This window comes from Novipirellula caenicola, assembly GCF_039545035.1.
GTDB lineage: Bacteria > Planctomycetota > Planctomycetia > Pirellulales > Pirellulaceae > Novipirellula > Novipirellula caenicola.
In genome coordinates this window covers 23,221-43,406 of the sequence record NZ_BAABRO010000017.1, presented here as the reverse complement: position 1 = coordinate 43,406, position 20,186 = coordinate 23,221, and the positions used below count along the sequence as shown (strand labels likewise).

The window sequence follows — 20,186 nt, the reverse complement described above, 5'->3', positions numbered from 1 at the left end:
AAACGAATACTTTTTGCGTTGAATCGTCCCCGCTGCGGAGGGAAAACCGTCCCGATATCAGGCATTTCGGGCACGACCCAAACGACTCGTACGACGCAAACGACCGCTCGAGACGTCAGAATCGTTAATGTCCTTGCAGATCGCATCCGATAACTAGAGCAACCGGAAGACTCGTGCAATTTTGCAGGTTTCTTTCATGATGTGCCGAGGGGGGTGCATCAACTCGTTCGGACGCAAGGATGCGGCATGCGTGACAGTAGAACTATCTCGAAGAATCGACGACGGACCCGAGCACGGGCCGCTCTCAGCTTGCTCGTTATCGCAGCAGGTTCGTCCTTGACCGCAGCATCGGTAGCGTTTGCTAGCGAACCGGAAATCATGGCACCTGCAGCCACGCGTTTCCTAATGCCACCGTTACCGCTGCCAACGATCCAGCAAACGGGGCACTACCAACAACCCGGTCACGATTCGCAAACCGGTCGTTACCCGGTGAGCCAATCCAACACCACCGCTCGGCCCAACGTCCGCGCCAATCCCTTCTTTGATCGCGAAGAAGAGGTGAACCGATCGGATTCGGCGATCCAATTGGCATCGGGCGATGACCAACCCGCCGTTCGGCTTAAACCGATCGGTGCTGCGATTGGGCTGCAACCGATTGGCAGTCCCAAAATCGTCCGTCCCTCGGGTTCGGCGATGACGATCGAAACGCCACCGGCGGCTGCGGTGCGAACCAATCCGCTGATCGGTTCATCGCATCACGAAAACGGTGACCTCGTCGAAGCCGTGGTAGCCCACCCGGCCGAAGAGCCCAACCTAGCCGCTCCGGTAGCCGCGGGTCCGGTTTCGTCGGGTCCTGCTGCCACAGGTCCTGTTGCGTCGGCACAGCCATCGATGGTGATTTCGATGGTGACTCCGCCGACGATCGACGCCGAGAACGCATTCGAACAAAACAAATCGGCGGCGTCCGACGACGATGCGACCTTGCAACCGATCGAGTTTGCTGCGGTGCCTCAAGGCGAACCCGCCGCGGGCAGCGAGAATGCCGGCGGCGAATTGGTTTCGGATTCTGAGCCTATCTTCTTTTCGTTTTCGGATGACAGCGAAGGGTTGACGCCGCCTAGCAACGCACCAAGCGAGACGAGTCACGAGGCAATCACCGAGGTTGCGGTCGCACCCGAAGTGACGGCAAGTGAGCCTATGGCCTACGAGCCAGTTGCAAACGGGCCAACGACATCCGGGCCAACGGCAAACGAAGCGGCGATGTCGGGGCAAGACACGCACGAGATGGTGATCGATGAGCCAGCCAGCAGTGTGGCTTCGGACAACGTTGACGCCGAGAGCCGCGAGACGAATCATCACGAAACGAATCTTCATGAAACCAGCGACAACGCAGCCGCGTTGGTACTGCCGGCTCCCGTGTCGATCGTCGATCCGGTGATCGAACACGTCCCCGCAGTAACATTGCAGCCGTTAAGTGATGTTGCGACATCACCTGCGGAATTGATGGAATTGTCCGAGTCGGACGAACTGCGACCCCGCGGTCCTTCGATCAACGTGGCTCCCGAGATCAACCAGCATGCGGGGCAAGCTCGCAAACCTGCCAAACGCTATCGTCCGCCGGTTGCAGTGGAATCTCCGCCACTTGGATTCGAACGACTGGTGGACCAAGCATCGCTTGGCACCGTTCAACCGGTCAGCCCACCGAGGTTAAACGAAACTCGCGATACCTCAGCCGGTCATTCGTTTGCGAGCGAGGTTACGCAGCCAACCGGCAGCGCCATCCCGCTGTACATGACCCAAGCTCAGGTCCGATCATTGACGATCGGTGGCGAACTTCGACGCGTCAGCATCGAAGACCAAAACGTGTGCCGCGCCATCGCCTCGGGTCACAACGAATTGAAGTTAATCGGAGCCGGACGAGGCGTTACCCGTCTAGTCGTCTGGGCGGATGGAACGCCTGACGCTCCGGCGAAGGTCCAACATTTTGATGTGCATGTTCAAGACGCAGTGGATGCGACCGGCGACTCGCTCGGCGATAAAGCAGAGCTGCTCAACCGAACGATTAGCAAATCGTTTCCTGATAGCCGCGTGCTAGTCAAAACCGAGGGTGACCACTTGGTCATTAGCGGATCGTGTACAAGCGAGGACACTGCAACGAAGATCCTTCGTATGGTACGCAAGACTTGCTTGATTCCTGTGCATGACGAACTGAAGGTTCGCTAGTTTGCACTGCCCATTACTTTCCCGTTATACAAACCGGTCAATACCCAGCGGTGCACTCCAAGGCACTATGAGTCTACGAGGTTCGATCATGAAGATCCATTCGATATTAAAACACTTCAGTAGCACAGCCGCTCGCAATCTAGCGGTCTGTGGACTGCTCGCCGGCACGCTGACCGCATCGGACGTCTACGCAGACCCGGGGTTGCGAAGCGTGTTTGATGGCCCTGCGGCATCCACGTCCGGTTCCACTTCGAAATCGCTCGTTCACGGCGACCAAACGTTCCGTGTTGTCAACGCGTCAGGATATCAAACTGGTGCGGGGAGCAATCCGATTTCGACCGTCGGACATATGCCTGAATCGGCGGCCGCAGGAGCGGTGGTCCAAACCAGCTGTCATTCGTGTGGCACCAGCTGTGGTGGTGCTTGCGGATCAAGCTACGGTGGCGGCTATGGTGACTACTCGGCAATGAATCTCAGCGGCGAATACGGTGGCTGTGGCATCGCATGCAAACCGTATTGGTACATCCGCGGCGAAGCGGTCTACATGGAACTGAATTCAAGCGACCGCGCGACATTCAGCCGCAACTTTGCTCTCGATGAATTCGACTTCGAATTCGCACCACGGATCACGGTGGGCTCGGTTCCCGATTGTGTCCACGGCTGGGAAGCGACCTACGTCGGCCCGCTTGAATGGGACATGGCAGCCAGCTTGACCAGTCCGACTGGCGGAATCAACACACTGCTGGTTCCGGGGGATCCCATTGTCGCCGCCGACCTGAGCACCTTCAACGATTCGGTGTTTCAATTTCAAGCGTACCAAGCCGAGTACTGGAGCATCGAAGCGAACAAGACACTTGTCGGCTGGGAAGTTGCCAAGATCCTCTTCGGAGCTCGCTACATCGACTATGACGAACTGTACAACTACAGCAGCCAAGACGCAGGCGGTAACCGAGGCCTGTTGATCAGCGATGTCGAAAACTCGTTGTTCGGTCTACAAGTGGGGCTGGACCTGTTGTACCCCGTCTCGTGCCATGGCTCGGTCGATTTCCGTGGTCGTGCCGGCGGTTATCTGAACTTTGCTGAATCCGACACACGGCTGTTTAACGCCGGAACCACGGTCATCGCCAATATCGACGAAGACACCGAGTTGGCCGGAGTGTTCGAAGTTGGTGCAGGTTACAGCTACGCTCTGGGCGAAATGTTGACGCTGCGAGCCGGCTTCGAAGTTTGGTACGTCGCCGGTTTGGCGACCGCCAGCGATCAGATCAGCCCCGTCGTGAACACGAACTTTGGTCGCAGCACCCAAATGGATGACGACATCTTCATCACGGGTTTGACCGCGAGTGCTCAGTTCAAGTTCTAAGTCATCGCTGCTCCGCCGCCTTCGCAGCGGAGGATGACTCAAGACCCAATCCCGCAATGCTACGCTTCGCCCTCTCCGGGCCGGCGTAGCATTTTGCGTTTCAACCAACTTTGTACCGAGCGACCTGGCTGGTCCGGCAGACGTGAGCCATTGGAGATCGTATTCTCGGTGATACGGGTTTTCGCCTTCCGTATTTCACGACCGCAGTGCGAACACATCACCGGCGGTTCAGCAACCGGGTGATTGCACTGAGGACAAAAGTATTCGATGGTCGGACGCATCGCCGCTTCGAACAATCCACCGACTTCGGCCGCATGAAACCAAGCCGAATCATCCTTGCGGATCAGTGTGTCCGGTTTGACGTCGCCACTTCGAACCTTCTTCAATAGATCACTTGGCCGCAATGGGCCAAGGTCTTCGGGCGCATTCAGCTGCTGGATATACCACTCGGCCACGCCAAGGTACCTCTTTCCACGACAAAATTACCACGACTCGAAACGTTCTTGACGCGGAGACTCGATTGCCGATGGTTTGTCCAAAACGTCAATGCCGCAACGCGTCCGAAGAGTGCCGCCTCGAGGCCGGCTCTTTGAATCACGCTCGGTTGCTCCGGTTGAAACGCTGCTACGATTGTATCGCGTCGGAATGAGCTGAGCGACAGCCCCTCTGACGAATCGCGAATCTCGGCTCGAGCGACCAAGTCTCAGCACGAGGCCAAGCCCCAGCACGATGCCCAGGCCCAGAACGATAAAGAGACAGAAAAATTCTGCCGGCCGCGGTCAGCCTGGATCCCGGGTGCGGCCGTCTCGTCCTCTTATTCCCTTCTTTTCCCCGTCTCGCCCCATCGTCACGAGTCGATCGAGGCCGCACGACCGGACGTTCGCATGCAAAAAGAGAGGTTCTCGCGTTTTTGCTGGTGCTGCGTGGCCTGCAAGCCCTTGCGACACGGCCCCTTGGTTTCCGATACTATGGAATCAACTGCCCCTCATATTTTTTGACTGACTTGACGCATGCGTTGCCCCTACTGCCACGTCGACAACGACCGAGTTCTTGAAACCCGAGCCGCCGAAGGGGGCTACATCGTGCGGCGAAAACGGGTCTGTTCGTCTTGCCAACGACGCTTTTCGACCTTGGAAAAACTCGAACAATTGAACGTTCGAGTCGTCAAAAACGATCAAACACGCGAACCCTTGGACCGCGAAAAGATTCGCCGAGGTATCGAGCGAGCCTGTTCCAAACGTCCGATCCAAAGCTCGAAAATTGAGCAGGTCGTCCAGTCGATCGAAGCCGACATCTACGAGTCATTTGATTCGGAAGTCACCGCGACGCAGATCGGCGACATTGTGCTGAAACATCTGGCATCGCTGGACCAAGTCGCCTTTATCCGCTTTGCCAGCGTTTATCGTGAATTTGATGGCGCCAATGACTTCATTCGGGCAATCTCCAATATCGGCGGCTCGGCGCCGGATCCGCCCCGCTGATGACCGTGTCGCGATGATCGATTGCGGTGATCCATTGCGAGCAAAAACTCGCAAACGGCTGGGTTGGATCACGGGGGCTGGGTTGGTTGACTGGAGCTTGCGTTCGAATCGCAACAATAGGCTGAATCCGCGAATCCGCTCGCCCAAAAAAATGGCATTGATTCCGAACCTCTCCGCAAATTATTAGATAGGTTCAAATCCCGCTCAAAGTCGGTTCGATCATCGAGACGTTGAAACGTCACCACGGTTCGAATTCGGCAAAAATCTTTTACACCCAGTCTGCCGGCCATTGGAACACCCCCGCGTGAATGCGGTCGGCAATGCAAGGACGCTAACTATGATTTCGAAATCAAGCTTTCGCTGGTGGATTATCAGCTCGATCGCCATTTTTCTGCCAAGTGTTGGGTACGGCCAAGCAGGTACTCAGCGTGGTGCCACGTTGGGCGGATTGGCCGGCGCCGTTGCCGGCGGGTTGATCGGAGACCACAACGGCGAAGCGGGCGCGGGTGCCGCAATCGGTGGTGTCGTTGGCGCCGTCACGGGTGGATTGCTTGGCAACGCTGCCGACAAAGAACGCCAATATCAGCAGCAACAACAGTACTATCAATCGCAACAACACTATTATCAAGCTCAACAGGCCAACACCGCAGCGACCCAATCCGCGGTTTCGATCGCAGACGTGGTATCGATGAGCCGCAGTGGTCTTAGCGATAGTGTGATCACAAACCAAATCAACCAACGCGGAGTGCAACAAAAGCTGCAAGTCGCCGACATCATCGCGCTGCACCAACAAGGCGTCAGCGAAGTTGTGATTTCAGCAATGCAACATGCCCCCACCGGCATCCAACAATCCGCTCGCGTTTCGGCGCCGACAATCGTCGCGCAACCGGTGGTTCGCCAACCGATCATCGTCGAAGAACCGATTGTGGTTCCAGCTTATCGACCTCGCTACTACTATCACGATTACCATCACCACCATCACCCGGCACACCGCCGTGGTGGAATCCACATTGGATTCTAAATCAGACGCTTTGTTTGGCGGATGCATCACGCCCGGTGAACGGGCGATAGAAAGCGTACGATTTTTCCATCATCGCCAATCGCTCTCGGTAGCACTGCGAATCAGGAAACAGACTTGTCATCCGCTCGCAGCTGAGCACTCGCGTTTCGCGAATCATGTCGTACCACTCGGGTAACTTCTTCTGCCACGACCGATGCAAACGGTTCCGCATCGTGTCGGGCAGTTTCCAGTAGAAGGGAACACCGGTGTGTACTTCGAGCGGGAATCGGTCACTCGGCGTTTGAATCCAATGCGACGCTGCGAGTCGATGGACTTCCGAAGCAAAAGCCGCTTGGCGAGGTTCGTCGCCGACATGTTCGATTACCGAATTGCTAAACACAATGTCGAACGACTGATCGGCAAATCGATCACGCAGATCACAGGCGTCGCCGTCGATGAATCGGTAACGCGGATCGGTTTCGGCATCAGGGTCATTGAATCCCGGCAGATTAACGAGCGTGACTCGGTAGTTGTGCGGGATCAATTTCCAGACCAGCGGAGAACCACCGAGGTCGAGAATGTTGGCGTCTTCGGGCGGTTTCACACGATCCTGGAACGCCCTCATCCGTTTGGCCCGGCCCTTCAAAACGGGAGAGTTGTGCGTGTAGGCCCATCCCGAAAGATGGCGAAGCAGCGTCTGCATAAGCCGCAAACTCCAAGAGCGTTCCGAAAGACGCGATGCAGCACGCACCGCGTTTCATGTTCGAGGTGGTAGTCTAGGCGCGGCCAAGATAGCCGTCAACTAAATCGTCAATCTGACGCTGAGCCGCATTGATGGCCTCGCGTTGTTCTGCGGTGACAGGAACTCGTCCAGGCCCCAAGTTCCAACCTCGCGATCTGGCCCCGGCGCGAAAACCTTCCGGGAATTCGCCAAGTCCGATCATCGCGTCAAACAGCGGAAGCAGCTGGTACTGCAGCCGCATCGCTTCGTCGATATTTTTGTCCTTCACCGCGCGGTGAATGTCGCGAGTCAACTCGGGCACCACGCCGCTCGAGGCATTCGTGCCACCGTCGGCGCCGGCGATCAACATCGGTGCCAGCGCGGCGTCCCATCCGGTCAAGAAAGTAAAGTCATCACGAGACGGGCGAATCGCGGCAATCATTCGCATCATCAACGGCAGATCCCCCGAGCTGTCTTTGATGCCGATGACTCGAGGACATTCCTCGGCTAACCGGACGATGGTGGGCAGATCGATCGGCGATGCGAACATTGGAATGTTATAAAGCGTCACATCCACCGAGACGGTGTCCGCGATTTCTTTGAAGTAGGCGTAAACCCCTTCGGCACTGAGCCGGTAATAGAAGGGGGCTACGATCGCCACCGCACGAACTCCCATTTCGCCATACGCATCGCAGGCCGCAATCGTTTCTTTGACATTCGCCTCGGCCGCTCCGGCCAAAATCGGTACGCGACCGGCCGTATGATCCACGACCACGCGAATGATTCGACGTCGCTCTTCGGGCGTAAAACGAACAAACTCACCCGTGCTGCCGTTGGGGTACAACCCGTCGACACCATGGTCGATCAGCCAATCGATGTATTCACACAAACGGTCTTCGTCGACGCGTCCCTGTGAGTCGACCGGAGTGATGTGAGGCGTCAAAATCCCAGAGATGCGGTTCGTCATGGTTGATTGCGGTTCGCGGATTGCGATTATTGAACGTTCGCTTAGAAAATCCCCATCGCAACAAGCGAATAGCGAACGACTAAGCCTGCAACGACAACGCTCACCATACTCATTAATTTGATCAAGATGTTCAAGCTGGGACCGCTCGTATCTTTAAACGGATCTCCCACCGTGTCTCCGACCACGGCGGCTTTATGGGCATTACTCCCTTTACCACCGTGATTTCCCGCCTCGATATATTTTTTCGCGTTGTCCCACGAACCGCCGCTATTCGCCATGAACACCGCCAGACAAAAACCGCTGGTCAAACATCCGACCAACAATCCCAACACGCCCCCCACACCGAGAACGACCCCCACCACGATCGGCATCAACAATCCAAGCAAACTCGGCAAGATCATTTCGCGCTGTGCCGCTTTGGTACTGATACTGACAGGCGTCTCGTAATCGGGTTTGACCGAACCGTCCAAGATCCCTGGATTCGCTTCGAATTGGCGACGTACCTCGATCACCATCCCTTGCGCGGCACGGCCCACCGATTTCATCGTCATCGCACAAAACATGAACGTACTCATCGCGCCCAAGAAGACACCGACCAAAACACGAGGATTCATCAACGTCGCATCGTAGAAGATCAGGAAATCTTTTAAGTTCGCGTTGCGCACCGAGACGAGCGAGGCTCCGATCGAATCGACTCGTCCAAAATGCTTTTCGCCAGGCAATGTCACCGCCGTCGAATCGAGCAGGGGTTCGGTTGCGGTTCGCCATACTTTGACTTCATCGCCTTTATCAATCGACGGATTCAAGACAAGAAAGACCTCTGATTCATCCCCTGTTTTTTCCACAATTAAATCGGGCGTGATTTGGTACACCCCATCGCTGGTCACGTCTTCGTGATGAACATACTCGTCACCCCAGCGGACCATGCCGTCGCGAACCCCTTCGACATACGCCGCCAACAACGCCAACGCCGTCAACGCAGCCGACCCGATCGCAAACCCTTTGCCCGTCGCTGCGGTGGTATTCCCAAGACTATCCAGTGCATCGGTGCGCTCACGCACCACGTCCTCCAACCCCGACATTTCCGCATTGCCACCGGCATTGTCCGCGATCGGACCATACGCATCGGTCGCCAACGTGATCCCCAGCGTGCTTAGCATTCCCACCGCGGCAATCCCGACCCCATACAACCCCAACGAAAAACTATTCAAATCGTTGAACGAACCGCCGTTGGCAAACCCAAACGACAACAACATTGCCGCACACACAATCACGACCGGAACCCAAGTGCTAAGCATGCCGTCGGCAATCCCGCAAATGATGATCGTCGCCGGACCGGTCTCGGCTTGTTTGGCTAATTTGCGTGTCGCCGTATACTCGTCGCTGGTAACGCGTTCGGTCCATTGGCCAATGCCCCATCCCGCTACCAGACCGACAATAATGCTGACGGCGATGCCGGGAATGATCCCGAAAACCAACGTGCCGGGGACCGGCGGCATCAACCATACCGAAAGCACCACCGCGGCAATCATGACCAACAACGAAGATCGATTGATGCCTTTGCCGAGCGCCTTCAGCAGTGCTTTCTGAGTCGGCTCGTCTCCCGTTTTGACGGCATAGATCCCGACAATCGACAGCAAGATCCCAACCCCGGCGATCGCCAACGGCAACAACATGGCTTGCAGCTGAGCCGTGGTCACATCGTAACCCTCGGGCAATCCGCGACTTGATTGAAATGCGGCCACCCCCAGCGCCGATGCAGCCAAGATCGATCCGCAATAGGACTCGTACAAATCGGCGCCCATTCCCGCGACGTCGCCGACGTTGTCACCAACGTTGTCGGCGATCGTGGCCGGATTGCGCGGCGAATCCTCTTTCAAACTCTGTTCTACTTTGCCCACCAAGTCCGCACCGACGTCGGCGGCCTTGGTAAAGATGCCGCCGCCGACACGCGCGAACAACGCTTGCGCACTCGCTCCCATACCAAATGACAGCATTGCAACCGAAATCTGCTGCAAACTCATCGCGTACGATTCGTCGATCATCGGCAGAATCCAATACAGCAGCGCGAACCAAAAGCAGATGTAGACCAGCCCCATGCCGACGACAATCAACCCCATCACGGCGCCACTGCGAAACGCGATTTGCAGTCCATCGTTAAGTGATCGCTGGGCGCCGGCTGCGGTACGACTGCTGGCGTGCGTTGCGGTTTTCATTCCGAACCAACCACACAGCCCGCTGAAAAAGCCTCCCATCAAAAAGGCGATCGGCACAAATGCGTTCTGTACCCGCAACACAAACGCGGCGACGGCCAACAGCAGGGCGACAAAGACAAAAACGATCGCAACCCATTTGTATTGCTGTTTCAAATAAGCGTCGGCACCTTGGCGAACACTTTGGGCAATCTCTTTCATCAAGGCGTTACCTTCGTCCGCCCCCATCATTTCCCGATAGAAACGGTAAGCCCAAACCAGGGCCAAAATTGAAGACCCGCAGGCGATCAACCAAACCATCAACGCCAACATAGTTTCATTCCTTTGCTCATGAAAATTGATCAGGCTGAGAGAACTGGCAACACACAAAACCGATTCGATCGTGATCGTGTTCTACGAGGCTATTCGATGACCAACCGCAACGCAACGGTGGACACAGCATCCGTGAAGGCCAAAAGGGGAAGAATATTCGCCTGTACAGACATTTTCGATCAATTTAAGCAGATTGGCCGTCGTCTGCGCTCGCGGCCCCCAAAAAAGATTGCTCTCGCTCTCCCAGCGAGCTTATTCGTACAACCGACGCGACGACCCAGGAATCGCCTGCGTCGCTAAATTCGTCCGAATCCAAAGGTTTCGACCATGTCGCAAATCAGCCAAACCGGCACCGCGAGCTTCACCGCTCAAGAATCGGCTGGACAATCAAGCAGCAACGACAGCTTTTCGTCGGTCGATACCGACAGCTTCATGAAACTGCTGATCAGCGAATTGCAGAATCAAGATCCGCTGAACCCGACCGATAACGCAGAAATGATTCAACAGATCAGCCAGATTCGAGAAATTGGGGCAACCGATCAACTGACTCAAACGCTCAACAACCTCTCGAACAGCCAAGAACTGGTGACCGCCAGCGGGCTGATCGGACGCACCGTTCAGGGGCTTGCCGACGATGCCAGCCCCGTGGATGGGGTAGTCGATCGCATCACTGTAGAAACAAGTGACGATAACAATACACGTTCTGTCAAAGTTCACGTGGGTGAAAAGACGATGGAGATTAACAACATACGAGAAATTCAGACTGGGTAGAGTTTGACGATTTGGCAAAGCAGCGGTTTCACCATGCTTTCAAATCGACTTTTTTCTATCCGGCGACGCGGATAGGAAATTAAGTCGATGGGATTAACCTCAGCACTGACCACCGCCCTCACGGGACTTTCAGCTTCCGAAACACAGATCGATGTGATCGGAAACAACCTGGCGAACTCACAAACCGTCGGCTTCAAGTCCTCCGAAGCGGTCTTCGCGACTCAGTTTCTGCAAACATTGTCGCTCGGCGGAGGTCCCACGAGCGACAACGGGGGCACCAACCCACGTCAAATCGGCCTTGGGGTTCAAGTCGCTGAAATCGCGGCGAACCATAACCAAGGGACGATCGAAATCAGTAGCAGCCCTTCGGATTTGGCGATCCAAGGTGACGGATTCTTCATCGTCGAAGGTGCATCGGGCGAACAGCTCTACACTCGCAACGGTATCTTCAAGCTGAACAGCAGTGCGGAACTGGTGAATTCGACCGGTCAGCGACTGCTCGGCTACGGCGTCGACGAACAATTTCGTCTGCAGGAATCCGAACTCGTTCCCATGACCGTCCCGCTTGGGACCGAGAGCGTGGCGAAAGCGACCGAAAATGTTTCCTTCGAAGGAACCTTGTCGCCCGAAGGCGATATCGCCACCCAAGGCCAAATCATCGAGAGCTTGCAGCTCGGCGACGCCAAAGTGCCTCGTGCCGACGGCAGCAGCGTCGTCGTCGAAAGTGCTCCGCTTTCGGATCAAACCGATATCACGGTGGACACCAGTGGCGTGGGAACCTTGGCGGCAGGCACCTACAAGTACCGCGTCGCGCTGGTCGACAGCCAAGGCAATGAAGCCGCTCCGAGTGGTTCGCTGAGTGTCACCGTCGGATCGGGAGGCAGCGTGAACCTTAGCAATCTGCCCGCGGACCCGAACGGGGGCGACTATCCCACGGTCAACATCTACCGTACCGGTCCCAACGGCGAGGAATTCTACAAACTCGGCTCGGCAGCGGCCGGGGCAAGTTTCAGTGATACCGGCGCGACGGCGTTGTCAGCGAATGAACTGGACACCGACACGCTGACCGGAAACTACACCTACATGATCACCTACGGTCGTGCCGGCGAACCGGAAACACGTCCCAGCGTGATGATCGGTCCACAAAACATCGTGGCCGGCCGGATCTCGCTGTCGGACTTTCCCACGCCGCCGACGCCTTCGATCACCGACGGATTTCCGAACTACAACGAAATCAAGATCTACCGCAACTTGTCCAATGACCAAAACAACTTCTATTTGGTCGACACCATCTCGCCGGGCGAAACCTACACCGACGGCAAATCAGACGCCGAAATTTCGGACCTGACCATCGCCGGCAACAAAACGCTCGACATGGATGGCCCTCAAATCAACGCGGGTACGCTGTTGACCGATGTGCTTAAACGCGACGGCGTCACCTATGAAAATGCGTTTCAATTGGGAACGCTCAGCTATAGCGGCCGCAAAGGGGAACGGGCCTTGGGTACCCAAGAGTTCGAAATCACCGCCACGACAACGCTTCAAGATTTCATCGACTTTATCGAAGAGTCATCGGGGATCCAAACGGTCCAAGTCGATGCACAAAACCCGATCCCGCAATCGGAAAACAACTTGCCAGGACAAACCGGAACGATTTCCGCCGGCGGTTATATCCAAGACGGCAAGATTCAATTCGTCAGCAACAACGGCGTATCCAATGCGTTGGACATCGATCTGGCGGCGTTCCGTATCGTCGGTGTTGACGGCAACGTGACGACTCCCAACTTGGCCTTTGGAACCGTTCAAGAAGCCACCGGGCAAAGTGCGGTAAGCGACTTTGTCGTCTATGACTCGCTCGGGGTGCCGATCAATGTCCGTATGTCGACGACCTTGGAAAGTCGCACCAACGAACAAACAATTTATCGTTGGTACGCCGACAGCAGCGGCAACCAGTCCAATGACGGCACCGATATCGCAGTCGGCACCGGGTTGATCAAATTCGACGGTAACGGCAACTTCATCAACGCCACCAATGATCAGATTGCGATCGCACGCGAGGGGACGCCAAGTGTTTCGCCGCTGCAAATCACCGTCGACTTTGGCCGCGTCTCGGGACTCGCTACGGAATACTCGTCGATCGCAGCGACGCAGCAAGACGGTAGCGGACCGGGCGTGTTGAATAGTTTTGCGATTGGTGAAGACGGTACGATCCGAGGCGTTTTCAGCAACGGGATCTCGCGTGACCTCGGCAAAATTCAACTCGCTCGCTTTGCCAACCCCGCCGGATTGGAAGCTCGCGGGTTGAACCTGTACGCCCAGGGGGTCAATACTGGACTTCCCGTTCAAGGCGGCCCGGGACAAAACGGGATCGGCAGCGTGATCGGGGGTGCGTTGGAACTGAGTAACACTGACATCGGCAAGGACTTGATCGCCTTGGTGTTGGCCAGCACGCAGTACCGAGGCAACAGCCGGGTGATCACGACGAGCCAACAATTGCTTGACGAACTGCTGAATCTGCGTCGATAACGCTCCGCGGGCATCGCCGCCCTAGCGGCCGAAGACGGCGAGGGCAGTGGGCGAATGCTCGTGTAATTTTAGCATCGGGGTTTTCAGAACGGTGAAGATCGACGGGGTCTAGCCAAACTCGCTACAGCCCCCACAATCTGCGTTTTCACACGCGACCGTCCGCTATCGACATCCCTGCCTTGGTTTCGACCGCGTCGCAGGGGTTATTTCCAAGCGTTGTTCGACGCGTCTCCACTCCCTTTACTTCCTCGTGATCCCATGGCCAAAGCACCTCAGACCGCCATCCAACCCACTCGCGCCGACGACTATCCCGAGTGGTATCAACAGGTGATTCGCGCCGCCGATTTGGCCGAAAATTCGCCGGTCCGCGGGTGCATGGTGATCAAGCCATGGGGCTATCGGTTGTGGGAAAACATGCAGCGGGCGTTGGACGACATGTTCAAAGCAACGGGGCATCAAAACGCCTATTTCCCGCTGTTGATCCCGATGAGCTTTCTCGAGAAGGAAGCCGAGCACGTCGAGGGGTTCGCCAAGGAATGTGCCGTCGTCACCCATCATCGACTCGAGCCTGATCCCAATGGTGGATTGCGGCCTGCAGGCAAGCTCGAAGAACCGCTCATTATTCGCCCCACCAGCGAAACGATCATCGGAGCCACCTATGCCAAGTGGGTCCAAAGTTATCGCGACCTGCCGATCTTGATCAATCAATGGGCCAACGTGATGCGTTGGGAGATGCGAACGCGGATGTTCTTGCGGACCGCCGAATTTTTGTGGCAAGAAGGCCACACCGTTCACGCGACATCCGAAGAAGCGATCGAAGAAACCGAGCGGATGATCGATGTGTACGCCGATTTTGCCGAAAATTGGATGGCGATGCCGGTGATCGTCGGCAGCAAAACGCCGGCTGAACGCTTTCCCGGTGCGGTCGACACGCTGACGATCGAAGCGATGATGCAAGATCGCAAAGCCCTGCAGGCGGGCACGAGTCACTTCCTGGGTCAAAACTTTTCTAAAGCACAAGAGATTGTGTTCCAATCCGAAGCGGGCGAGCGAGAGTATGCCTGGACCACGTCCTGGGGCGTCTCGACACGCTTGGTCGGCGCGTTGATCATGACTCACAGCGACGATGACGGCTTCGTGCTGCCGCCTCGATTGGCACCGGCGCAAGTCGTGATCCTGCCAATCTATCGCGACGCAGATCAGCGAACCGAAGTGATGCAGTACGTCGAATCGCTGCGAAGCGAATTGATGGACCAAACCTATGCCGGGATGCCCATCCGCGTCGAAATCGATGATCGAGACGTGCGTGGAGGTGAAAAGAAATGGCACCACGTCAAACGCGGTGTGCCACTTCGTGTGGAAGTCGGACCAAAGGACATCGAGAAAAATTCGGTCTTCTTAGGACGCCGCGATCAACCCAAGAGCGTCGGATTGCCGCGTGAGGAGTTCGTCGCCACGTTTGCGACCATCCTCGGCGACATGCAGCAAAATCTGTTTGATCGCGCACTGAAATTGCGAAGCGACAACACCGTCACGATCGACAACGAAGCCGATTTCCGTGCGTTCTTTACGCCAAAGAACGAAGAGCAACCCGAGATCCACGGTGGTTTTGCCAGCTGCTATTTCGCCGACGAAGCCTCCATCGACGCGTTACTCAAAGAGCTGAAGGTGACCATCCGCTGCATCCCACGCGATCAAGACGCGAGCAGCGGCGTATGCTTTGCCACCGGCCGTCCCGCGACGCAAAAAGCGATCTTCGCGAAAGCCTACTAATAGCGGCCGCATGCATGCGGTGTTCATTGCCGCTCGGGCTCGGTCGCAAACCTTACATCGTTTTCGTTTCGCTCGTTCGTCGTTTCGGGCAATGGCGAAGCGTTCTGTAGGGGAACGCGTGTGAGGTTCGGGGGGCAGATGCCAACCAGACGAAAGTCTTGACGGCTTTGGCTACGTCAAAACCTCGATCCATATCAGTGGCCCCGAATGATTGGGCTCTGTCTTTGCGGCGCTGTCTCTTCTGCCGGGCCGCCCGGTCTGATTTGATCTTCTTTTCGCACCGCCATCGAGCGGTTTGTGCCATACGTCGCCGCAGCTGCGTGGGGGGTAATCGGCAGCCCTTGGCAGCAATTCTGGTAACCGAATCCGCAGCCACTTTTGTGCACAAAAACCAGGCACGTCCTCTTCAACCTGCCTACCTCGCTAGCTCGCACGATCTTCACCGCTGCCTAACCGGACCAACACGAAAACAAAAAAATAAACTTAAGTCGTTTAGCGGCGGTGGTTTGCGAAAAGAAAACAAACGAGCGGCACGGGTTTGGTCCACCCCATGCTAAGACTCTCCGTCAACAAGAAAGCACTCCCACTTTCTCAGCGATTTAGATTTCATCATTGAGGCGAGTCAGTGGAGTCCGGTGCTTTCAGACAAGTGTTTGGCTCGTGAGTGATTGGCACCAGCGAGCGTTCATTCATCACTGTTTCAACGATTCAAGGTTTACAGAAAGAAGGCGGATTAATGGTTTATGGCATACGAACGCCGATGCTTTCGGCATTGGTACTTTTTGGCATGTTGTTGGGGAGCGGCATCGCGCTCGCGCCGGTCGCTTCAGCTCAGGATGAGTCTGCGGCGGTTACGGAAATTGCGGAAACGATCGGTGCGGGCGACGCCGCTACCCCCAGCGAAGAAGCGGTTGTAGAAGAAGCCGATTTGGGAATCGGCTACGCACTGGACAACTTTGTGTTGTTCATCTGTGCGGTTTTGGTTTTGTTCATGCAAGCGGGCTTCGCGATGGTCGAAGCCGGGCTGAACTCGGCCAAGAACACCGTCAACATTCTCTACAAGAACTTGATGGACTTGGCCGTCGGCGGGCTGTTGTTTTTCGCTTTTGGTTTCTCGATCATGTATGCGGGCAGCTATGTGTCGGAACCCAACGCTTACTTCAATGCCCCTCACTACGGCATCTATGATTCGGCTGCGGACCGTACCTTCAGCCCTCAAGTTGACTGGTTCTTCCAAGCTGTCTTTGCCGCAACCGCAGCCACGATTGTTTCGGGTGCCGTTGCAGGACGTATGAAATTTGTCGCCTACTTGGCCTACAGCGCATTGTTGACCGGTCTGATCTATCCGATCAGCGGTTTCTGGAAATGGGGCGGCGGCTGGTTGATGCAGTTCGGTGAATTGACCGCCGACGGCTACAGCATGGGCTTCCAAGACTTCGCCGGTTCGGCAGTCGTTCACATGGTGGGCGGATTCGCCGGCCTTGCTGGTGCGATCGTTCTCGGCCCTCGCTTGGGACGCTTCACCACCGATGGAAAATCGGTACCACTTCCTGGTCACAACATCACGTTCGCTGCACTTGGCGTATTCATCCTGTGGGTCGGTTGGTATGGGTTCAACCCCGGCAGCCAACTTGCCTTCCAAAGCACCGGCGACATTGACGCGACCGTCTTGATCGCTGTGAACACCACGCTTGCTGCTGCAGCCGGTGTCGTCGTAGCAACGCTGATCAGCTGGGCATTGTTTGGTCACCCCGATTTGACGATGAGCCTCAACGGTGCTCTGGGCGGACTTGTTGGCATCACCGCTTGCTGTGACTGCTTCACTAACGGATGGTCGATTGTTGTCGGTGCCGTTGCGGGTGGATTGGTCGTGTTCGGTGTCATGCTGTTGGACAAACTGAAGATTGATGACCCGGTCGGTGCATGGCCCGTCCACGGTCTATGTGGAATGTGGGGATGTTTGGCAATCGGCTTGCTTCCCAACACCCATTTGGCTGGCGGCAGCACGTCGCTGATGATCCAAGCGACTGGCGTCGTGGCATACGCGATCTGGGCATTCGTCACGATGTTCGCCTTGTTCTTGGTCCTGAAGGCCATCGGAATGTTGCGAGTATCGCCAGAAGAAGAAAAAGCTGGACTGGATGTTTCCGAGCACGGCATGCACGCTTACCCATCGGATTCATACAGCGGAGCAGGGGTCACTGCTTAAAGCAGCGACCCACGGAAGGCTGAGGACGATGCCTTCGACAAGAGCTACCTACCGCAGTCCCGCCGTTGCACGAGATGGATTCTCTCACTGCAACGGCGGGGCAGCCCGGTAAGGCGGGAAAAACCAAGCTGTTTTTTTTGGCTCCTCACGGAGTCAGAATGAGCCCCAACGGCCCGTGGCGAGTGTCCGCCTCACTCGTCCGGGTCGGGGTTTCGCACACAAAGTCTCGTGATTAACATCGCGAGGCTTTTTTTATGCACTTTTCGAATCGGCGACGCCCTACGCCCTCGCTGGCTGTCACCGTACAATGCCGTTATCGTGTCTGTTTGCCCCTGATTCCAAGTCGCCACGGACTCCAAGTCGTTAAAGGTCCAAGACGTCACTGGGAATCGCTCGCCTTCCTCTTTTCTCGATCGTGCTTAGTCGTGAAGCTGATTATCGCCATCATCCAGCCGAGTCGGCTCGAAGCCGTCAAAGAAGCTCTGACCAAAGTCGAGGTCTTTCGTTTGACCGTGATGGATTGCCAAGGATTTGGACGTCAAAAAGGGCAATCTGGAATTTATCGCGGGCACGAATTCAGCGTGAATTTGCTGCGAAAAGTCCAGCTGCAAATCGCCGTGAACGAAGAGTTCGTCAAACCCACCGTCGATGCGATTCTCGAAGGTGGTCATACCGGCGAGATTGGCGACGGGAAAATCTTTGTGCTGCCGATGGATGACTGCATCCGCATCCGTACCGGTGAACGCGGCAGCGAAGCAATCTAGCAGCCACCGCCCCCTGTCTCTCCCCGAACTCCACAACCCCAACGAAAGAAATCCTCTGATGTCGAGTGACGATTTTCCGCTATCCGGCCGACGCATCCTGATCCTGGTCGGTGAAATCTACGAAGACCTCGAACTGTGGTATCCGAAACTGCGACTCGAAGAAGCAGGCGCTAGCACGACCATTGCCGGCCCAGCGGCCAACCAACACTACAACGGCAAACATGGCTACCCGTGCACAAGCGACGCTGCAATCGCCGATATGGCCGCGAACGATTTTGACGCGTTGATTGTGCCGGGCGGATTCATGCCCGACAAACTGCGGCGCGACCTCGTGCTACTGCAATTGGTTCGTGATTTTGATGCCGCTAAAAAGCCGATTGCCGCGATTTGCCATGGCGGCTGGATCACCATCTCGGCAGGCGTCTATCGCGGAGTTCGCGTGACGGGATCACCGGGGATCAAAGACGATTTGGTCAACGCCGGCGCCACCTACGAAGACCAAGCCGTCGTCGTCGATGGGCACCACATCAGCAGCCGTCGCCCCGACGACCTGCCGGAATTCTGTCGAGCGATCATTCAGATGATGAGCAGCCAAAGCTAGACCGGTCAAAGCTAAGCACCGCCGGAACAATAAGTGACGGGTTTTCCCGTAGCGGAAGTCGTCAAGACTTTCGTTTTCCAGGCTGGTCGAAACTCTTGACGCGTTCCGCTACATCCGTAATTACTTCGACGATCCTAAGCAGGTCAAAACGAAGCAGGCCAAAACGGAGCCAGCAAGTTTGCGAACTGCTGATGGAATCAGCCGTCGACGTTTGAGTCGCCGGTGATTTTGTCTTTGTAGGTCGACAATTGACCGAGCGCTTGATCCACATCGGATTCCTTCGCCCCATGCGCTCGGGCGGCATCGGCAAAGTGGCTGCAGAACTTGGCAAAGTGGCCTCCATCGATCCCGCGATTGTGATGAATCGCGGTCAACTCGGCTCCGGTGTAATTAACAGGACCTTGAAAAGCCGAAGCCAAGAATTCGTACTGCATCTTTTTCAACCGATCGGTCTGCACATTCTTAAAGAACGGCGACAACTCGGGGTCATTAAAGATACGCTCATACATATCTTTGACGATTGCGGCGAGCCCATCGGCTCCCCCCATTCGATCAAACAATTCGGGCGAATCATGATTCATCGAAGCGAAGCCTTGCGTGTGGCGGTGTAGAGAACGGGTGTAGCATACTGAGTTCCGCCGGACCCGCCAAGCGTTTCGGCGACGCTTCGGGGGTCATCCCAAACGACTTACCGCAGCCAACCCATTAGCGGTTTGCAATGGTCACCTCAGAAGCGCAAAAGAAAACCCGGTGTCCTGATAAGGGACACCGGGTTACTTGTCGCTAGCGACGATTCAGTGAGGGCGCTGGGACTCGAACCCAGGACCAACGGATTAAAAGTCCGTTGCTCTACCGACTGAGCTACGCCCTCGGATTTTCGTTGGCAGGAAAAACCAACCCAACTGAAAATCACCTGACTTTGGAAGTACCGAATAAAAAACCCAAGAGCAACCAAGTTTTTCTTGGCTTGATGCTTTTGGGTCTTCAACTAAGCGGAGCGGACAGGATTCGAACCTGCGGACCCAGTTTCCCGGGTCACCGATTTAGCAAACCGGCGCTTTCGACCACTCAGCCACCGCTCCCTATTTGCTTTGCTTCGCTAAACTTCAGTCAAGCAAGCCAGATTGTGCTGAATCCGCTCCGAAAACGCAACCCTCGCTTGGCCGATGTTGGCAAGGCTTTTTTTCAGCCGCTGTAAAAACGTTAAGAACGGCATATTCTCCGTATTTACCAGCAATTGACGGGGTCAACGCCGCTAGCGA

The 20,186-nt window shown here is 56.0% G+C and carries 15 protein-coding genes and 2 tRNA genes; 10 read left to right on the top strand and 7 right to left on the bottom strand.

The features are described 5' to 3' along the window. Window positions 1–378 precede the first annotated feature (378 nt). Window positions 379–2,223 (top strand): pilus assembly protein N-terminal domain-containing protein, encoded by a 1,845-nt coding sequence (locus tag ABEA92_RS24670; RefSeq protein ID WP_345687285.1) that lies wholly within the window; start codon window positions 379–381, stop codon window positions 2,221–2,223. An 88-nt stretch (window positions 2,224–2,311) separates the two neighbouring features. Beyond that, the gene (locus tag ABEA92_RS24665) at window positions 2,312–3,586 is read left to right on the top strand and encodes a hypothetical protein (protein WP_345687283.1); all 1,275 of its coding nucleotides are present in this window, start codon (window positions 2,312–2,314) and stop codon (window positions 3,584–3,586) included. Window positions 3,587–3,645: 59 nt separating this feature from the next. On the opposite strand, the gene ABEA92_RS24660 is transcribed toward ABEA92_RS24665, so the two are convergent. Then, window positions 3,646–4,041, bottom strand: coding sequence for a GYF domain-containing protein (locus tag ABEA92_RS24660; protein ID WP_345687281.1), 396 nt, complete (start codon window positions 4,039–4,041; stop codon window positions 3,646–3,648). 555 nt (window positions 4,042–4,596) lie between these two features. Here ABEA92_RS24660 and nrdR point away from each other — a divergent pair. Next, window positions 4,597–5,067 carry a transcriptional regulator NrdR gene (gene nrdR / locus ABEA92_RS24655; RefSeq protein WP_345687279.1) on the top strand — a complete coding sequence of 157 codons (471 nt, stop codon included), beginning with the start codon at window positions 4,597–4,599 and terminating at the stop codon, window positions 5,065–5,067. 337 nt (window positions 5,068–5,404) lie between these two features. Continuing rightward, a complete protein-coding gene (locus tag ABEA92_RS24650) occupies window positions 5,405–6,088 on the top strand; it encodes a glycine zipper domain-containing protein (RefSeq protein WP_345687277.1) in 684 nt (227 codons plus the stop codon). A 1-nt stretch (window position 6,089) separates the two neighbouring features. On the opposite strand, the gene ABEA92_RS24645 is transcribed toward ABEA92_RS24650, so the two are convergent. From ABEA92_RS24645 to ABEA92_RS24635, 3 genes are all read right to left on the bottom strand, one after another. Next, window positions 6,090–6,770, bottom strand: coding sequence for a class I SAM-dependent methyltransferase (locus tag ABEA92_RS24645; protein WP_345687275.1), 681 nt, complete (start codon window positions 6,768–6,770; stop codon window positions 6,090–6,092). A gap of 73 nt (window positions 6,771–6,843) precedes the next feature. Further along, a complete protein-coding gene (locus tag ABEA92_RS24640) occupies window positions 6,844–7,755 on the bottom strand; it encodes a dihydrodipicolinate synthase family protein (protein ID WP_345687273.1) in 912 nt (303 codons plus the stop codon). A gap of 41 nt (window positions 7,756–7,796) precedes the next feature. Then, a complete protein-coding gene (locus tag ABEA92_RS24635) occupies window positions 7,797–10,280 on the bottom strand; it encodes a sodium-translocating pyrophosphatase (RefSeq protein ID WP_345687271.1) in 2,484 nt (827 codons plus the stop codon). Window positions 10,281–10,607: 327 nt separating this feature from the next. Here ABEA92_RS24635 and ABEA92_RS24630 point away from each other — a divergent pair, with 327 nt between their 5' ends. The 6 genes from ABEA92_RS24630 to ABEA92_RS24605 all read left to right on the top strand — a co-directional run bounded on the left by ABEA92_RS24630 (window position 10,608) and on the right by ABEA92_RS24605 (window position 18,924). After that, a complete protein-coding gene (locus ABEA92_RS24630) occupies window positions 10,608–11,051 on the top strand; it encodes a flagellar hook assembly protein FlgD (protein ID WP_345687269.1) in 444 nt (147 codons plus the stop codon). Between the two features lie 87 nt (window positions 11,052–11,138). Continuing rightward, the gene (locus ABEA92_RS24625; protein WP_345687267.1) at window positions 11,139–13,577 is read left to right on the top strand and encodes a flagellar hook-basal body complex protein; all 2,439 of its coding nucleotides are present in this window, start codon (window positions 11,139–11,141) and stop codon (window positions 13,575–13,577) included. 258 nt (window positions 13,578–13,835) lie between these two features. After that, entirely contained in the window at window positions 13,836–15,350 is a 1,515-nt protein-coding gene (gene proS / locus ABEA92_RS24620; RefSeq protein ID WP_345687265.1) for a proline--tRNA ligase, read from the top strand. A 787-nt stretch (window positions 15,351–16,137) separates the two neighbouring features. Beyond that, a complete protein-coding gene (locus ABEA92_RS24615) occupies window positions 16,138–17,559 on the top strand; it encodes an ammonium transporter (RefSeq protein WP_425572492.1) in 1,422 nt (473 codons plus the stop codon). A gap of 425 nt (window positions 17,560–17,984) precedes the next feature. Continuing rightward, entirely contained in the window at window positions 17,985–18,323 is a 339-nt protein-coding gene (locus ABEA92_RS24610) for a P-II family nitrogen regulator (RefSeq protein ID WP_008702781.1), read from the top strand. 58 nt (window positions 18,324–18,381) lie between these two features. Next, entirely contained in the window at window positions 18,382–18,924 is a 543-nt protein-coding gene (locus ABEA92_RS24605; RefSeq protein ID WP_345687258.1) for a type 1 glutamine amidotransferase domain-containing protein, read from the top strand. 197 nt (window positions 18,925–19,121) lie between these two features. Here ABEA92_RS24605 and ABEA92_RS24600 read toward each other — a convergent pair whose 3' ends face one another. The 3 genes from ABEA92_RS24600 to ABEA92_RS24590 all read right to left on the bottom strand — a co-directional run bounded on the left by ABEA92_RS24600 (window position 19,122) and on the right by ABEA92_RS24590 (window position 20,006). Continuing rightward, entirely contained in the window at window positions 19,122–19,505 is a 384-nt protein-coding gene (locus tag ABEA92_RS24600; protein ID WP_345687256.1) for a group I truncated hemoglobin, read from the bottom strand. Window positions 19,506–19,722: 217 nt separating this feature from the next. Beyond that, window positions 19,723–19,795: transfer RNA gene (locus tag ABEA92_RS24595), tRNA-Lys, on the bottom strand. 122 nt (window positions 19,796–19,917) lie between these two features. Beyond that, window positions 19,918–20,006: transfer RNA gene (locus ABEA92_RS24590), tRNA-Ser, on the bottom strand. Window positions 20,007–20,186: the final 180 nt, after the last annotated feature.

Coding starts and splice junctions, on each gene's coding strand:
- ABEA92_RS24630 (WP_345687269.1), top strand. CDS start 10,608: ATGTCGCAAATCAGCCAAACCGGCACCGCGAGCTTCACCGCTCAAGAA.
- ABEA92_RS24615 (WP_425572492.1), top strand. CDS start 16,138: ATGTTGTTGGGGAGCGGCATCGCGCTCGCGCCGGTCGCTTCAGCTCAG.
- ABEA92_RS24600 (WP_345687256.1), bottom strand. CDS start 19,505: ATGAATCATGATTCGCCCGAATTGTTTGATCGAATGGGGGGAGCCGAT.
- ABEA92_RS24640 (WP_345687273.1), bottom strand. CDS start 7,755: ATGACGAACCGCATCTCTGGGATTTTGACGCCTCACATCACTCCGGTC.
- ABEA92_RS24645 (WP_345687275.1), bottom strand. CDS start 6,770: ATGCAGACGCTGCTTCGCCATCTTTCGGGATGGGCCTACACGCACAAC.
- ABEA92_RS24650 (WP_345687277.1), top strand. CDS start 5,405: ATGATTTCGAAATCAAGCTTTCGCTGGTGGATTATCAGCTCGATCGCC.
- proS (WP_345687265.1), top strand. CDS start 13,836: ATGGCCAAAGCACCTCAGACCGCCATCCAACCCACTCGCGCCGACGAC.
- ABEA92_RS24635 (WP_345687271.1), bottom strand. CDS start 10,280: ATGTTGGCGTTGATGGTTTGGTTGATCGCCTGCGGGTCTTCAATTTTG.
- ABEA92_RS24605 (WP_345687258.1), top strand. CDS start 18,382: ATGTCGAGTGACGATTTTCCGCTATCCGGCCGACGCATCCTGATCCTG.
- nrdR (WP_345687279.1), top strand. CDS start 4,597: ATGCGTTGCCCCTACTGCCACGTCGACAACGACCGAGTTCTTGAAACC.
- ABEA92_RS24670 (WP_345687285.1), top strand. CDS start 379: ATGGCACCTGCAGCCACGCGTTTCCTAATGCCACCGTTACCGCTGCCA.
- ABEA92_RS24625 (WP_345687267.1), top strand. CDS start 11,139: ATGGGATTAACCTCAGCACTGACCACCGCCCTCACGGGACTTTCAGCT.
- ABEA92_RS24665 (WP_345687283.1), top strand. CDS start 2,312: ATGAAGATCCATTCGATATTAAAACACTTCAGTAGCACAGCCGCTCGC.